General features: G+C 60.0%; 12 protein-coding genes. 1 reads left to right on the forward strand and 11 read right to left on the reverse strand.

What is annotated here, in order from left to right; translation table 11 throughout:
- Window positions 1-9: 9 nt before the first annotated feature.
- Window positions 10-603, reverse strand: a complete 594-nt coding sequence (locus ACA041_RS29195; RefSeq protein WP_497438921.1) for an aminodeoxychorismate/anthranilate synthase component II — start codon at window positions 601-603, stop codon at window positions 10-12.
- 404 nt (window positions 604-1,007) lie between these two features.
- Between ACA041_RS29195 and estP the strand changes: the two genes are divergently transcribed.
- Window positions 1,008-2,915 carry an esterase EstP gene (gene estP, locus ACA041_RS29200; RefSeq protein ID WP_497438922.1) on the forward strand — a complete coding sequence of 636 codons (1,908 nt, stop codon included), beginning with the start codon at window positions 1,008-1,010 and terminating at the stop codon, window positions 2,913-2,915.
- 86 nt (window positions 2,916-3,001) lie between these two features.
- Here the strand turns inward: estP and trpE are convergent, their stop codons facing one another.
- The 10 genes from trpE to ACA041_RS29250 all read right to left on the reverse strand — a co-directional run bounded on the left by trpE (window position 3,002) and on the right by ACA041_RS29250 (window position 15,516).
- Window positions 3,002-4,483 carry an anthranilate synthase component I gene (trpE, locus tag ACA041_RS29205; RefSeq protein WP_497438923.1) on the reverse strand — a complete coding sequence of 494 codons (1,482 nt, stop codon included), beginning with the start codon at window positions 4,481-4,483 and terminating at the stop codon, window positions 3,002-3,004.
- A gap of 71 nt (window positions 4,484-4,554) precedes the next feature.
- Window positions 4,555-5,373: a phosphoglycolate phosphatase gene (locus tag ACA041_RS29210; protein ID WP_497438924.1), complete on the reverse strand. Its 819-nt coding sequence runs from the start codon at window positions 5,371-5,373 to the stop codon at window positions 4,555-4,557.
- A complete protein-coding gene (rpe, locus tag ACA041_RS29215) occupies window positions 5,370-6,044 on the reverse strand; it encodes a ribulose-phosphate 3-epimerase (protein WP_497438925.1) in 675 nt (224 codons plus the stop codon). The genes ACA041_RS29210 and rpe overlap by 4 nt, the downstream gene beginning before the upstream one ends.
- An 80-nt stretch (window positions 6,045-6,124) precedes the next feature.
- Entirely contained in the window at window positions 6,125-7,273 is a 1,149-nt protein-coding gene (locus ACA041_RS29220) for an iron-containing alcohol dehydrogenase (RefSeq protein WP_497438926.1), read from the reverse strand.
- A 219-nt stretch (window positions 7,274-7,492) separates the two neighbouring features.
- Entirely contained in the window at window positions 7,493-8,317 is an 825-nt protein-coding gene (locus tag ACA041_RS29225; RefSeq protein WP_497438927.1) for an ABC transporter permease, read from the reverse strand.
- 12 nt (window positions 8,318-8,329) lie between these two features.
- Window positions 8,330-9,577 carry an ABC transporter permease gene (locus tag ACA041_RS29230; RefSeq protein WP_497438928.1) on the reverse strand — a complete coding sequence of 416 codons (1,248 nt, stop codon included), beginning with the start codon at window positions 9,575-9,577 and terminating at the stop codon, window positions 8,330-8,332.
- A 192-nt stretch (window positions 9,578-9,769) separates the two neighbouring features.
- Window positions 9,770-10,813 (reverse strand): ABC transporter substrate-binding protein, encoded by a 1,044-nt coding sequence (locus tag ACA041_RS29235; protein ID WP_497438929.1) that lies wholly within the window; start codon window positions 10,811-10,813, stop codon window positions 9,770-9,772.
- Window positions 10,814-10,862: 49 nt separating this feature from the next.
- A complete protein-coding gene (locus ACA041_RS29240) occupies window positions 10,863-11,987 on the reverse strand; it encodes an ABC transporter ATP-binding protein (protein WP_497438930.1) in 1,125 nt (374 codons plus the stop codon).
- Window positions 11,988-12,329: 342 nt separating this feature from the next.
- Window positions 12,330-12,959, reverse strand: a complete 630-nt coding sequence (locus ACA041_RS29245; RefSeq protein ID WP_003210977.1) for a response regulator — start codon at window positions 12,957-12,959, stop codon at window positions 12,330-12,332.
- 160 nt (window positions 12,960-13,119) lie between these two features.
- On the reverse strand, window positions 13,120-15,516 hold the full coding sequence (locus ACA041_RS29250) for a PAS domain-containing sensor histidine kinase (protein WP_497438931.1): 2,397 nt from the start codon (window positions 15,514-15,516) through the stop codon (window positions 13,120-13,122).
- Between the last annotated feature and the right edge of the window lie 30 nt (window positions 15,517-15,546).

A 15,546-nucleotide genomic window follows, 5' to 3' on the forward strand; every position in this document is an offset into this window, starting at 1 on the left:
GAAAAGTCCTTAGCGCGTGCCGCCGGTTTGTTTGAGGAAGTTGGCGAGCAGCTCGTGGCCCTGTTCAGTCAGGATGGACTCAGGGTGGAATTGCACGCCTTCGATGTTCAATGTCTTATGGCGCAGGCCCATGATCTCGTCGACCGAGCCGTCTTCAAGCTGGGTCCAGGCCGTCAGCTCCAGGCAGTCTGGCAGGGTTTCACGTTTGACGATCAGCGAGTGATAGCGGGTGACCGTCAATGGACGATTCAAGCCTTCGAAAACGCCCTTGTCCTCGTGGAACACCGGACTGGTCTTGCCGTGCATGACCTGACGGGCGCGGATTACATCACCGCCGAACGCCTGGCCGATGGATTGATGGCCCAGGCAGACGCCCAGAATCGGCAGTCTGCCGGCGAAATGCTTGATCGCCTCGATCGAGATACCGGCTTCGGTCGGGGTGCATGGACCGGGAGAGACGACGATCCGCTCCGGGTTGAGGGCTTCGATCTCGGCGATGGTGAGCTCATCGTTGCGCACGACCTTGACCTGGGAACCAAGCTCACCAAGGTACTGCACAACGTTGTAGGTAAAGGAGTCGTAGTTATCGATCATCAGCAACATGGCGTTAAGAACCTCTTGAATTCACTGACTTTAAGACAGCCTTCGAAGGATTTACCCGCAGCGTCCTGCGCTTTGTCAGTCGCTGGAATAGCGCAGCAAAGCGGTTTGTCTTGCGGGTAAAGAAGGCGAAGCGGTAAAGATCCGGCCGGGCCGGCAGAAGGATTCAGGCGCGCCAACGCCAACGGGCGTGTGCCTTGATGACTTGATCCAGGAGCTTGCTGACGATCAACACGGGGAAGGTCTCATTTATACGTATTGGCACAGTAACTTAGCTGGGCAGAGCGTGCAATATGGGGCGATCGAAGCGCCGTGAAACAATCGAAGTTCGCGCCGAATGGCGACAGACTCTATAGTTTTTGGCACGGTCGTTTCGCCCACTAAAACAATAACAAACGGAATTGCTCATGATCAGACAGACGTTGGCTGTACCGCTTGCCGGCTGCTTGCTCGCGATGGCCTGCACCCAGGCGATCGCGGCGCCCAACCCTTATTCGAATTTCATTGTCTTTGGCGATAGCCTCAACGATGCCGGACAGTTTACCGACACCGGTGGCCCTCCCGGCTCGACCCTGCGCTTCACTAACCGGATCGGACCCGTTTACCAGAACGGCAGCGGCGAAGTCTATTCCGCCAACTCGACGCAACTGCTGGGGGGACGGCTCGGGTTTTCAGCGGACCAGACGGCCGCTTCAACCTCGGCGGCACGTGCGAGTCAGGGCCTGCCGGACGGAAACAACTGGGCCGTCGGCGGCTATCGCACCGACCAGATCCTCGGCTCGATCACCACCGCATCCGCCACGGGTGAACGCACGCGTCCAGGCTATTTGCCGACCAACAACCTCAGCGCCGATCCGAACGCGCTGTATTACATCTCCGGGGGCGGTAACGACTTTCTTCAGGGACAAGTACAAAGCGGCATTCAGGCAAATGCGGCTGCGGATCGACTGGCCAACAGTGTCCAGGTTCTGCAAACCGCCGGTGCACGCTACATAGTAGTCTGGCTGCTGCCTGACCTGGGTTTGACTCCTGCCATCAATGGCACTCCCCTGCAGGCAGCAACGTCACAACTGAGTGCCGCTTTCAATCGGCGGCTGGTCACTCGCCTTGCGGGTATCGATGCCGAAATCATTCCGCTGAACATTCCGCTGCTATTGCAGGAAACCGTCGCCGATCCCGCACGATTCGGTCTCGCTACCGGCCAGAACCTGACCGCAACCTGCTTTAGCGGCAACGGCTGCGTCGAAAACTCAACGTACGGCATCAACAGCGCCACGCCGGACCCGAGCAAGCTGATCTACAACGATGGCGTTCACCCGACCGAGACCGGGCAAAAACTGATTTCCGACTACGCCTACTCCTTACTGGCAGCGCCTTGGGAGCTGACGCTGTTGCCGGAAATGGCCCACGCTACGTTACGTGCGCACCAGGATGAACTGCGCAGCCAATGGCAGTCGGACTGGGAAAACTGGCAGGCGATCGGCCAATGGCGCGCGATTGTCGCCGGTGGCGGCCAGCATCTGGATGTCGACAGTCAAAACAGCAGTGCCAGCGCCGACGGTAGCGGGTACAACCTGAACATCGGCGGTAGCTACCGCCTTGATGAAGCCTGGCGGGTCGGTATGGCGGCAGGCTTCTATCGGCAGAACCTTGAAGCCGGCAACAATGACTCGGACTACAAACTCAACAGCTACCTGGCCACCGTTTTCGCCCAGTTCCAGCAGAATCGCTGGTGGGCCGATGCCGCGTTGACCGGCGGCAAGCTGGATTACGACAACCTCAAACGCAAATTCGACCTGGGTGCCAGCGAAGGGGCGGAAAAGGGTGATACCGATGGCCATCTGTGGGCCTTCAGCACTCGCCTCGGCTACGACATTGCGCAACCGGGCAGCGCATGGCACTTGTCACCGTTTATCAGCGCCGATTACGCAAAGGTGGAAGTCGACGGCTATTCGGAAAACGGCAATCGTTCTACAGCGCTGACCTTTGATGACCAGAAACGCGACTCGAAACGCCTGGGCGCCGGTCTCCAGGGCAAATACCAAATCACCGCGCAGACCCAAGTGTTCGGCGAATATGCCTACGAGCGTGAGTACGAGGATGACACTCAAAAAGTCAACATCGCCCTCAATAACGTGCCTTCCCTTGATTTCAAGCTGGACGGATACGCTGCGCAAAGCCATTTGAATCGCGTGAGCCTGGGGGTCAGCCACAAGTTGACGGCCGATCTGGCGTTGCGTGGCGGTTACACGTTCCGCAAGTCAGATGACTTTACCCAGCAAGGGCTCAACGTTGGGGTAGCGCTGGATTTCTGATGCAGTAGACAGCAAGCACAAAAAACGCGGAGCCCTCACAGGCACCGCGTTTTTTATGATGGTGAGGTTCTTGTGGGAGCGTGAACTCAGGCGTCCGAAGTTTGCTCGGCCAGCGCCACCGCACGGAACATCGCGCGGCGCTTGTTCAGGGTTTCTTCCCATTCCAGTGCCGGCACCGAATCGGCGACGATACCGCCACCGGCCTGCACGTGCAGCTCGCCGTCCTTGATCACCGCGGTGCGGATCGCAATGGCGGTGTCCATGTTGCCGTTCCAGGCGTAATAGCCGACCGCGCCGCCGTAGACTCCACGCTTGACCGGTTCCAGTTCGTCAATGATTTCCATCGCGCGAATCTTCGGTGCGCCGGACAAGGTGCCCGCTGGCAGAATCGCCCGCAGAGCGTCCATCGCCGTCAGCCCCGCCGTCAGTTGCCCGGTGACGTTGGACACGATGTGCATCACATTGGAATAACGCTCGATCACCATCTTTTCGGTGAGTTTCACCGAGCCGATTTCCGAAACCCGACCGGTATCGTTACGGCCCAGGTCGATCAGCATCAAATGCTCGGCGATTTCCTTGTCGTCGGACAGAAGGTCTTTTTCCAACGCAACATCGGCCTCTTCGTTGGCGCCCCGCGGACGGGTGCCGGCGATCGGGCGCACGGTGATCAGGTTGTCTTCGACCCGCACCAGCACTTCCGGCGAACTGCCAACCACGTGGAAGTCGCCGAAGTTGAAGAAGTACATGTAGGGCGTCGGGTTGAAGCAGCGCAACGCCCGGTACAGGTCGATCGGAGCAGCCTTGAAGTCGATGGACATTCGTTGGGATGGCACGACCTGCATGCAGTCACCAGCCAGGATGTATTCCTTGATGGTGTCCACGGCTTTTTCGTAATCATCCTGGGTGAAACTGGAACGGAATACCGGATCAGCAGACTGCTGCTTGCTGAAATCCAGGCCACGGCGCGGCGTGATCGGCTGACGGAGTTGTTCCAGCAGCGCTTCCAGACGTGCCTGACCTTGTTCGAAAGCATCCTTGTGCGACGGATCGGCCAAGACAATCGCGTGCATCTTGCCAGCGAGGTTGTCGAACACCACCACCGCGTCAGAGACCATCAACAGGATGTCTGGCACGCCCAACGGATCCGGGTTCGGGCACTTGCCCAGACGCTTCTCCACATAACGTACGCAGTCGTAGCCGAAGTAGCCCACCAGACCGCCATTGAAACGCGGCAGGCCGGGGATGGTCGGCACGTTGTAACGGGCCTTGAATTCTTCGACGAAGGCCAGCGGGTCTTCAGCCTCATGACTTTCAATCTCGACGCCATCGTGGGTCACGCTGATGTGATGGTCACGAACCCGCAGCACGGTGCGGCATGGCAAACCGATGATCGAATAACGACCCCACTTCTCTCCGCCCTGTACCGATTCGAGCAGGTAGGAATTAGGCTCATCGGCCAGTTTCAAGTAGATCGACAGCGGGGTGTCAAAGTCGGCCAGGGTTTCGCAGGCCAGCGGGATGCGGTTGTAGCCGGCAGCGGCCAAACGCAGGAATTCTTCGCGGATCATGGGGTAGCCTCGTGGCTGGGGGGTCTAACAGTCAGGTATGCAAACGCGCCGGAATGCCGGCCAGGAACAAGTCAGGCGCGCCAACGCCAGCGGGCCAGGGCCTTGATGACTTTCATCCAGAGTTTGCGAGTGACCACCACGATGGGATTTCCGGCAGGAGATTGAACAGCGTCGGGCAACGTTATCCCAGTGGCCAGGTCCAGGCAACCGGGAATTAATTTGCGCAGATCGTCGATCACCAGCGCCGGGGATTCTTCGGCAATCGGCCGGCCATGGTTGTAGCCATAACTGAGCGCAACACACTTGACCCCCGCCGCTTTCGCCGCCAGCACATCACTGCGCGAATCGCCGACGAACAAGGATTGCGAAGCCGGGATATTGGCCATTTTCATCACGAAGAAGAGCGCCGCAGGGTCAGGCTTCTTCTTCGGCAGCGTATCGCCGCCGATGATCCATTTGAAGTAACGGCCAATCTTCATCTGATCCAGCAGAGGCGCGACGAAACGCTCCGGCTTGTTGGTGATCAGCGCCATCTCGACCCCCTGCTTGTGCAGCCATTTCAGGGTGTCGCGCACGCCGGGATAGACCACGGTCAAGTCGTGTCCATCCTCGTAAAAGCCGTTGAACAGCTCCAGTGCCTGCTCGGCCTCGACCTCATCGACGTTTTCGGCGTCGATATGGTTGGCCAGTGCCCGGCGCACCAGCATGTGCACACCGTTGCCGACCCAATCGCGCACGGACTCGATCCCGGCAGGTGCCCGGCCGAGTTTGAGCAGCATGTTATCCACAGCTGCCGCAAGGTCGGGGACCGAATCGACCAGTGTGCCATCCAGATCGAACATCACCAGCCTCGGCAGGGCTCCCGGGAACAGCTGCTCAAAGCCACTCATGGACGGGCCAGCGACAGTTCGGAGCGCATCTTTTCAATGACCTCCTGGTAGTTCGGTGCATTGAAGATCGCCGAGCCGGCAACGAAGGTGTCGGCGCCAGCAGCGGCGATTTCGCGAATGTTGTTCACGTTCACGCCGCCATCGATTTCCAGGCGGATGTCACGTCCGGAGGCATCGATCAGTGCCCGCGCTTCACGCAGCTTGTCGAGGGTACCTGGAATGAATTTCTGCCCGCCGAAGCCCGGGTTGACGCTCATCAGCAGGATCATGTCGACCTTGTCCATCACGTATTTGAGCACGTCCAGCGGAGTCGCCGGATTGAACACCAGGCCCGACTTGCAACCGCCTTCGCGGATCAACTGCAGGGAGCGGTCGACGTGCTGCGTGGCCTCCGGATGGAAAGTGATGTAGGTCGCACCGGCCTCGATGAAGTCCCCGACAATGCGGTCCACCGGGCTGACCATCAGGTGCGCGTCAATCGGTGCGGTCACGCCATACTTGCGCAGCGCGGCACAGACCATCGGGCCGATGGTCAGGTTCGGCACATAATGGTTGTCCATGACATCGAAGTGTACGAAGTCGGCGCCGGCGGCCAGGACGTTGTCCACTTCCTCACCCAGGCGGGCGAAGTCGGCGGAGAGAATCGACGGAGCAATGACGAAGGGCTGCATGACGCACCTTTTTTGAGCAGAATCACGATGGCGCGCATTGTATACCTCATGCTTTGGCGCGCGCACCGTGAGCGCGATGATCAGTAAGCCGCTCGGTAGATCTTCTCGATATCAATAGCGCTCAACTTGCGCGGATTGTTGCGCATCAGGCGCTCGATTCCCGCGGCTTCCAGGGCCATGGCCGGGATCGCGTCCTCGGGAACGCCGAAACTGCGCAGGCCCGGCGGAATTTCCACTGCCGCGCACAGATCGGTCATTGCCTCCACGGCTTTGTCCGCCGCTTCATTGGCACTCAGATGAGCGGTCTTCATCCCCATGGCCTCGGCAATGTCTTGCATTCGCTCGACGCAGGCCAATTTGTTCCAGGTCATCACGTACGGCAGCAACAATGCATTGCTGACGCCATGGGCGATGTTGAAACGCCCGCCCAGCGGATACGCCAGTGCATGCACCGCGCCGACCCCGGCATTGCCGAATGCCATGCCGGCCATCAGGCTGGCGGTGGCCATGTCTTCGCGAGCTTGCAGGTTGGACGGATTGGCATAGGCCTTGGGCAGCGCCTTGGCGATCAGCTTGATGGCGCCGATGGCCAGGGAATCGGTGATCGGCGAAGCGTTGACCGACAGGTAGGACTCGATGGCATGCACCAGCGCATCGACGCCGCTGGCCGCAGTGACACTGCGCGGGCAGGTCAGGGTCATTTGCGGGCTGACCAGCGCCACGTCCGGCAACAGGTAGTCGCTGACGATGCCTTTTTTCAACTGTGCAACCTTGTCGGACAGGATCGCCACATTGGTCACTTCCGAGCCGGTGCCGGCGGTGGTCGGGATGGCGATCAGGGGCGGACCTTTGCGCGGCACCTGGTCGATGCCGAATAAATCCTCCAGCGCGCCGTGGTAACCGGCATACGCCGCAACGCTCTTGGCGATGTCGATCGCACTGCCGCCGCCCAGACCGATCAACCCGTCGTGCCCGCCCTCGCGATAAACCCGCATGCAGTCTTCGACGATGGCGATTTCCGGATCCGGTTGCACGCGGTCGAAAATCTCGTAACTGCGCTCCCCCAGCTGCGCCAGCGCCAGCTCCACCGTTCCGGATTTGACCAGTGCGGCGTCGGTGACGATCAGCGGATTGTCGATGTCCAGACGTGTCAGTTCAGCGGCCAGTTGCTCGATGGCACCGGCGCCGGTGATCAGTTTGTGAGCGATTTTGAAAGAGCAAAGACCCATGTGCGCAGCCTCTTATAGATAGGGGAGCTGGGCACAAGAGTAGCTGGGGACTGTGGGTTGTCTGGTATTCAGGCGGTGAATGATTAAAGAGTCCGAAAGCACTGAGATACCTGTGGGAGCGAGCCTGCTCGCGAAAGCGCATCGACATTCAACATCTATGTCGACTGATACTCCGCATTCGCGAGCAGGCTCGCTCCCACAATGGATCGGTGTGTAGCTTTAAACCTGCGCTGTACGCAGTTTTTCGCTGCGGCCACGTAGCCACTCGAGGGTCAGCAACAGGATCACCGAGAAGGCGATCAGCAACGTCGCGGCAGCAGCAATGGTCGGGCTGAGGTTTTCGCGGATGCCGCTGAACATCTGTCGTGGCAAGGTTGCTTGCTCGGGGCCGGCGAGGAACAGCGTCACCACCACTTCATCGAACGAAGTCGCAAAGGCGAATAGCGCACCGGAAATCACGCCCGGCGCAATCAACGGCAAGGTCACCCGACGGAACGCGGTCAGTGGCGAAGCACCCAGGCTCGCAGCAGCGCGCACCAGGTTGTGGTTAAACCCCTGCAATGTTGCCGACACCGTAATGATCACAAACGGCACACCCAATACCGCATGCACCACAATCAGCGAGAAGAAGCTGTTACCCAACCCGAGCGGGGCAAAGAACAGATAGCTCGCCACGCCAATGATCACCACCGGCACCACCATCGGCGAAATCACCAGCGCCATCACCAGCGGTTTGCCGGGGAAGTCGCCACGGGTCAGGCCAATCGCCGCCAGCGTACCGAAGATCATTGCCAGCACGGTCGCAGCCGGGGCGACGATGATGCTGTTCTTGAGCGCCCGCATCCATTCCGCCGAAGCGAAGAAATCGTGATACCACTGCAACGAGAAACCTTGCAGCGGGTACACCAGGAAACTCCCGGAGTTGAACGACAGCGGAATGATCACCAGCACCGGCAGAATCAGGAACAACAGAATCAGCCCGCAGAGAATGCGCAAGCTGTAGAACCACACCCGCTCGACGGGCGACATATAAGGACTCAGCATTTCGTTCTCCCCTTAGCTCAGGCGCAGGCGACTGGCGCCCACCAGCCAGCTGTAAATCAGATAAAGCACCACGGTCGCCAACAGCAGCAGCCCACCGAGTGCGGTCGCCATGCCCCAGTTGATGCTGGTGTTGGTGTAGAACGCGACGAAGTAGCTGACCATCTGATCATTCGGGCTGCCCAGCAGGGCCGGGGTGATGTAGTAGCCAATCGCGAGGATGAACACCAGCAGGCAACCGGCGCCGACACCGGCATAGGTCTGCGGGAAATACACCCGCCAGAAACTGGCGAACGGGTGGCAGCCAAGGGAAATCGCCGCACGCATGTAAGTGGGCGAAATGCCTTTCATCACGCTGTAGATCGGCAGGATCATGAACGGCAACAGGATGTGCACCATCGAGATGTAGACCCCGGTACGGTTGAACACTAGCTCCAGCGGCTTATCGATGATGCCCATGGCCATCAGGCCGCTGTTGATCAGCCCGCCCGATTGCAGCAGCACGATCCATGCGGCGACCCGCACCAGGATCGAGGTCCAGAACGGCAGCAGCACCAGAATCATCAGCAGGTTGCTTTGACGTGATGGCAGGTTCGCCAGCAGATAGGCCAATGGGTAAGCCAGCACCAGGCAAATCACGGTGATGATCAGCCCCATCCAGAAGGTCCGGGCAAAAATATCGAGGTAGATCGCCTGATCGGGGGTAGCCGGGGCGATTTCACCGAGGTCGTCGATTCGGTGATCGACCGCCGCCAGCAGGTAGTACGGGGTGATGCTGCTGGTGTTGCGACGCACGGCTTGCCAATAGGCCGGATCCCCCCAGCGTTCGTCCAGTCCTTCCAGTGCTTCTTTATAAGAGCTTGGTTCGGTGGCGAACGGCAGGGCGCGTGCGGTTTTGGTCAGCAGGCTGCGATAGCCGGCCAGCTCCATGTTCAAGCGCTTGGACAGATCGCCCAAAGTCTGATTCTTGCGGGCTTCGGCGAGGTCTTCGCTGGCCGCCTTGTACACCGGCTCCCCGGGCAGGCCGCGGCCGTCCCAGCTGGCGATGGCCGCCACGGTGCGCGGCATGCCGCCGACCACTTCCGGGTTACCTACGCTTTTGTAGAGCAGCGCCACGATGGGCACCAGGAACACCAGCAGCAGAAACAGCACCAACGGCGCTATCAAGGCCTGGGCCTTCCAGCGGTTGATCCGCTCGGCGTGCTTGAGCCGCTGCTTCAAGGTGGGATCGGTGCCCGCGTTCAGGGGAATGGCGGTGGCCATGGCGTACTCCGGAAATCTTTGATCGTTACAGAGGAAGTCACGCCACCTCTGTTCTTGTTAGCTGCGAATCCCCCTGTAGGAGCGAGGCTTACCCGCGAAGGCGGTGTGTCAGTCAACATAGATGTTGAATGTACCAACGCTTTCGCGGGCAAGCCTCGCTCCTACAGGAGTGGGCAAGCCCGCGGTGTGGTCTTATTTTGCTGCCCAGGAATTGAAACGCTGTTCCAGTTGCTCGCCGTTGTCAGCCCAGAAGCTGACGTCGATCTGCACCTGGTTGGCGATGTTTTCCGGGGTGGTCGGCATATCTTTCAGCACATCCTTGGCCAGCAACGGAACGGCTTGAACGTTGGCCGGGCCGTAGGCGATGTTTTCCGAGTAAGTCTTCTGCTGCTGCGGCTGCACCGAAAACGCGATGAATTTCTTGGCTGCTTCAGCACGCGCCTTGTCCAGGCCTTTTGGAATCGCCCATGCGTCGAAGTCGTAGATACCGCCGTTCCACACCACTTTCAGGTTGCTTTCTTTCTGTACGGCAGCGATCCGACCGTTGTAGGCCGAGCTCATGACCACGTCACCGGAAGCGAGGTACTGCGGCGGCTGTGCGCCGGCTTCCCACCACTGGATGCTTGGTTTGAGCTCATCGAGCTTCTTGAACGCGCGATCCTGACCATCCTTGCCGGCCAGCACTTTGTAGACGTCTTTCGGCGCAACGCCGTCGGCCATCAGGGCGAATTCCAGCGTGTATTTCGCGCCTTTACGCAGGCCGCGCTTGCCCGGGAATTTCTTGGTGTCCCAGAAATCCACCCAGCTGGTCGGTGCGGTTTTCAGCTTGTCGGCGTTGTAGGCCAACACGGTCGACCACACGAAGAAGCCCACGCCACAAGGCTGGATAGCGCCCTTGACGTAGTCTTCGGACTTGCCGAACAGTGCGGGGTCGAGTTGTTCGAACATGTCTTCGTCGCAACCACGGGACAATTCTGGCGATTCAACCTCCACCAGGTCCCACGACACGCTCTTGGTGTCGACCATGGCTTTGACCTTGGCCATTTCGCCGTTGTACTCGCCTGCCACGATCTTGCCGTTGCCTGCCGCTTCCCACGGTGCATAGAAGGCCTTGACCTGCGCCGCCTTGTTCGCCCCGCCAAAGGACACCACGGTCAGGTCCGGGCCCGCCGCCATCGCGTGTGCCGCACCCATCATGCCGACGACCAGGGCGGTGAATTTCAGGGATCTCAACATTTATTGTTCTCTCCACGTGCAGGGTTGGTGTTGTTGAAGCAGGGGGCGATCAATGCGCCTCTAGAAGCGGGTCGAGCGCGCGAACGTGTTCGACCTGCCAGCCAAGCGGTACCACGTCGCCGACAGCCAGCCCGGGATCGAGCTCGGCAATCGGTTGTTTCACAAAGAAGTCGGTCTTGCCGCAGACTTCCAGGCGAACCCGCACGTGGTCGCCCAGATAGATGAATTCCGCCACCCTTCCTGAGAAGCGGTTGACGCAGGACTCGCTCGAACCGTTGAGGCTCACGCGTTCCGGGCGAATCGACAGCGTGACGGGCTCGCCGGTCTTGCCGACATTGACTGCCAAAGCTTCAACCTTTTCACCGCGACCGAGCTCGACGACACAGCGGTCGCCGGTGTGGCTGTGCAAGCGGCCATTGAGACGGTTGTTCTCACCGATGAAGTTGGCGACGAAGGTGTTTTTCGGTTCTTCATAGAGGGAGCGCGGCGGGGCGATCTGCTGGATTTCGCCCTGGTGGAACACCGCCACCCGATCGGACATGGTCAGGGCTTCGCCCTGGTCGTGGGTCACGTAGACCACGGTCACGCCGAGCCGCTGGTGCAGATGCTTGATCTCCATCTGCATGTGTTCGCGCAGTTGCTTGTCCAGCGCGCCGAGGGGTTCGTCCATCAGCACCAGTTGCGGCTCGAACACCAACGCCCGGGCCAGGGCCACCCGCTGCTGTTGACCGCCGGACAGTTGCGCCGGGTACCGTTGAGCGAAGGTGTCGAGCTGAACCATGCTAAGGACACGCTTGACCCGGTCACTGACGTCGCTCTTGTTCAAGCCGCGCACGGTCAGCGGGAACGCCAGGTTCTCGGCGACCGTCATGTGCGGGAACAATGCGTAGTTCTGGAACACCATGCCGATATCGCGCTTGTGCGGCGGCACGTTGTTGATGGAACGCCCGGCCAGGAGGATTTCGCCTGCGGTCGGTGTTTCGAAACCGGCGAGCATCATCAGACTGGTGGTCTTGCCGGAGCCGGACGGCCCGAGCAAGGTGAGAAATTCGCCTTTGCGAATGTCCAGGTTGAGGTCTTTGACGATCAGGTTCTCGCCGTCGTAGCTCTTTTGCACCCCACGAAAGCTGACCAGAACATCGCTGGCCCCTGCGCTTGAATCGACCTGGCTCATACCCACACCTTTGTTGTGATGACTGCTGTGGACTAAGCCTAGTGGACGCTGGTGACCACGCAAATCGGGGCGCAGGAGAGAATGGCCTCAGCCGTATGGAAGGTTGGGGGTAGGGATTGCCCTACAAGGATGGCGGGAATGGATAGGGGCAGCGGCAAGTTTCTGGCTGCAAGCCGCAAGACCGGGCAATAGCGATTTGGCGGGATGTCGTAAATGGATATGCCACTGCTATCCCTGTGGGAGCGAGCTTGCTCGCGATAGCGCAATACCAGTTGACGCAGATGTTGAATGTTAAGCCGCCATCGCGAGCAAGCCCGCTCCCACAGGGGACTGCGGTGAGCCTTAGAGCAGTTTGTGCTCCATGGCGTACTTCACCAGTTCCGCCAACGAGGTGATGTTGAGCTTCTGCATCAGCCGCGCCTTGTGGGTGCTGATGGTTTTACTGCTCAAGGCCAGTTGCTGGGCGATGTCGTTGACGTTGGCGCCCTGGGCCAGGCGTTCGAACACCGAAAATTCGCGCTCGGACAGCAACGAGTGCAGCGGACGCGAATCGGTCAGGCCGACCTCGAACACCATGCGATCCGCCAGGTCCGGGTCGATGTAGCGCCCACCCGCCGCGACCTTGCGGATCGCGGTCAGGAGCAGCGCCGGATCGCTGTCCTTGGTTGCGTAACCAGCGGCGCCGACCTTCAACGCACGGGCGGCCATTTGCGCCTCGTCGTGCATCGACAACACCAGAATCGCCGGCGGATTGTTCAGCGCACGAATCCGCGGAATCGCTTCCAGGCCATTGACCCCCGGCATGGAGATATCCAGCAATACCACCTCGCAGGGAACATGACGCAAGGTTTCGAGCAACTGCTCGCCATTGCTCGCCTCCCCTACCACCAGCAGATCCTTGGCCAGGCCAATCAACTGCTTGATCCCTTCACGGACAATGGTGTGGTCTTCGGCTACCAGTACACGGATCACAGACTTCTCCATTCTTCTTATGTCAGAGCCAAGATCATTCGTCGGAACGCCGCCCGGAGCAAGCCCGCTCACACAGTTGATCGGCATTGGCTGGATGAACGCGGACTAATGTGGGAGCGGGCTTGCTCGCGAAGACGTCAGCACAAACACCACAAAACCATCAGGCCTCATCCAGCGGCACTCGCACACTCAGGGTCGTACCCTCACCCGGCTCACTCTCAAGCAACAACTGCCCACCCATGATCAACACCCGCTCGCGCATGCCGACCACACCAAAGGATGTCGACCTGCCGGTGCAGGGAACAAATCCTACGCCATCATCACTGACCGTCAGACACAACTCGTCGCCTTCCAGCGTCAATGTCAATTCAACAGTATGCGCCTGGGCATGGCGCATGACATTGGTTAGCGCTTCCTGAAGGATCCGGAACAAGCCAATCGCCTTGGCATCACTGAGCACTGGCAGATTGTCCGGCACCTGCACCAGACACGGAATTTGTGTACGCGCCTCGAAACGGCGGGCCTGCCATTCGATGGCTGATGCTATCCCGGCGTCGAGAATCGGTGGGCGCAGCGCTGTCGCCACATCGCGCACCAGCTGGAACAGCTGAGCGATCAAGCGCTTCATGCTGTTCAAGCGTTCGTTCAGGCCGGGGTCGAGCTGGGCGTAGGCCAGTTCGCACATGGATGTTTCCAGCTTCAACACGGTCAACATCTGACCCAGTTCATCATGAACTTCCCGGGCGATGCGGGCCTTTTCCTCCTCCCGCACACTTTCCAGGTGAGCGGACAACTCACGCAGTTGCTCCCGGGAGCTGGCCAGTTCCAGCTCAATGCGCTTGCTCTCGCTGATGTCCCAGACGATGCCGTCCCAGACATAGGCACCGTCTTCGAGTCGGCGGGTCATGGCCTTAATCTCGGCCCAGCGCTGTTCGCCCGAACGGGTGAGAATACGCCCTTGCCACGACCAGTCGCTGTCGGTATCCAGCGCATGGTCCTGGGTTTGGTGATAGCTGGCCTTGTCGTCCGGATGCACCAGGCTGCGCAGGCCTTTGTCGCGGTGAGCGAGAGTGGCTGGCGAGTAACCTACCAGGCTTTCGCTGCCTTCACTGATGTAAGCAAAGTCGATCTGTCCGGTCACCGGCGCACGCTCCAGGCGAAACACCAGTCCCGGAACATTGGCGGCGATCCCTTGCAGCCGCGCTTCGCTTTCCTGCAGAGCCGCCAGGGCACGGCGGCGTTCGGTGACATCATTGAGGTAAACCACCAGGTATTCGCCGTCACGAAAACGCAGGAAGCTCAACGAAACATCCGCCGGCAGAATACTGCCATCGGCGCGCACACAGTTGGTTTCGAAACTTTGCGGGCCTTCCTCGCTGGCCCGGGCGCGCTTCCACAGGTTCAGCCAGCGGTCCATGTGCAGGCCCGGCTCAAAGTCGATCAACGGTCTGTGGATGATCCCGCCTGCCGGGTAGCCCAACATGCTTTCGGCCGCGCGGTTGGCGTAGCGCACATGGCTGTCCCAGTTGACCCAGAGGATGCCAACGGTGCTCTGATCGATGGAAAACTGAGTGAGGCGCAAGGCTTCCTCGCTGGCGGCACGCAGGGCAATGTCTTCCCGCGCGGCGAATAACCGTTGCTCCAGACTGTGCTGCTGCCGACGCTGCCAGAACACGATGGCCATGCTGCTCAGCATCAACACGGCCAACAACAGGCAAAGGTTTTGCCAGAAACCCGGGGATTCGGTCAGCCGCGGGTACTTGGGTTGTACCCATTGAGTGTGCAACTGCTCCAGGTCTTTGGCCGGGATTGCGCGCAACGCACTTTCGACGATACCGGCCAGCTCCGGCCAGTCCCGGCGCGTGGCCACCCGCAGCAGTTGCGGCAGGCCGATGTCGCCGACCACCACCAGCCCGGCGAACTCCGGTTCGGCGGACAGGCGCCCCAACTGCGCTTCGTCGACCACGGCGTAACTGGCCTGCTGACTCGACAACAGTTGCAATGCCTGGCGCTCGATCGGTACGCCTTGAAGGTTCAGATGCGGATAATTGCTGCGCAGGTAATCCGCGGTGGCACTGGGCATGCGTACGGCGACACGGGTCTGGCTGTCGAGCTTTTCCAGCTCGACCGCACCGGTGCTTTTCTGGTCACTGACCACCAGTTGCGGCACCCGCATGTACGGGTCGGAGAATTGCCAGAGGCGCAAACCGCCGGGGGTTTGACTCAATCCCGGGGCGATGTCGATATCGCCCTCGCGCGCAGCGGCTTCCAGCTGCGCAAGATCGGGGAAGTTACGCCAGCTCAGCTCGACCTTGAGTGACTTGGCCAGCCATTTCATCAGCTCGACGTTAACCCCCGACAGGCGCTGCAAGCGACGATCGTATTGGGCATAGGGCACTTGTAGCACCAGTCCGACCCGCAACTCGCCATGCTCCGCCAGCCATTGCTGCTGGGCTGCGGACAATTGCGGGACGTGGGCTGGAGGCGCGGACGCCGCCCAGCCCAGCAACGGAAACCACAAACAGCCGATAACCCAGAGGCAGCGAAAACGCATCATTGAAGTCTCACACACTGACAAATACTGACC

The sequence above is a fragment of the Pseudomonas sp. LBUM1676 genome (assembly GCF_059695605.1).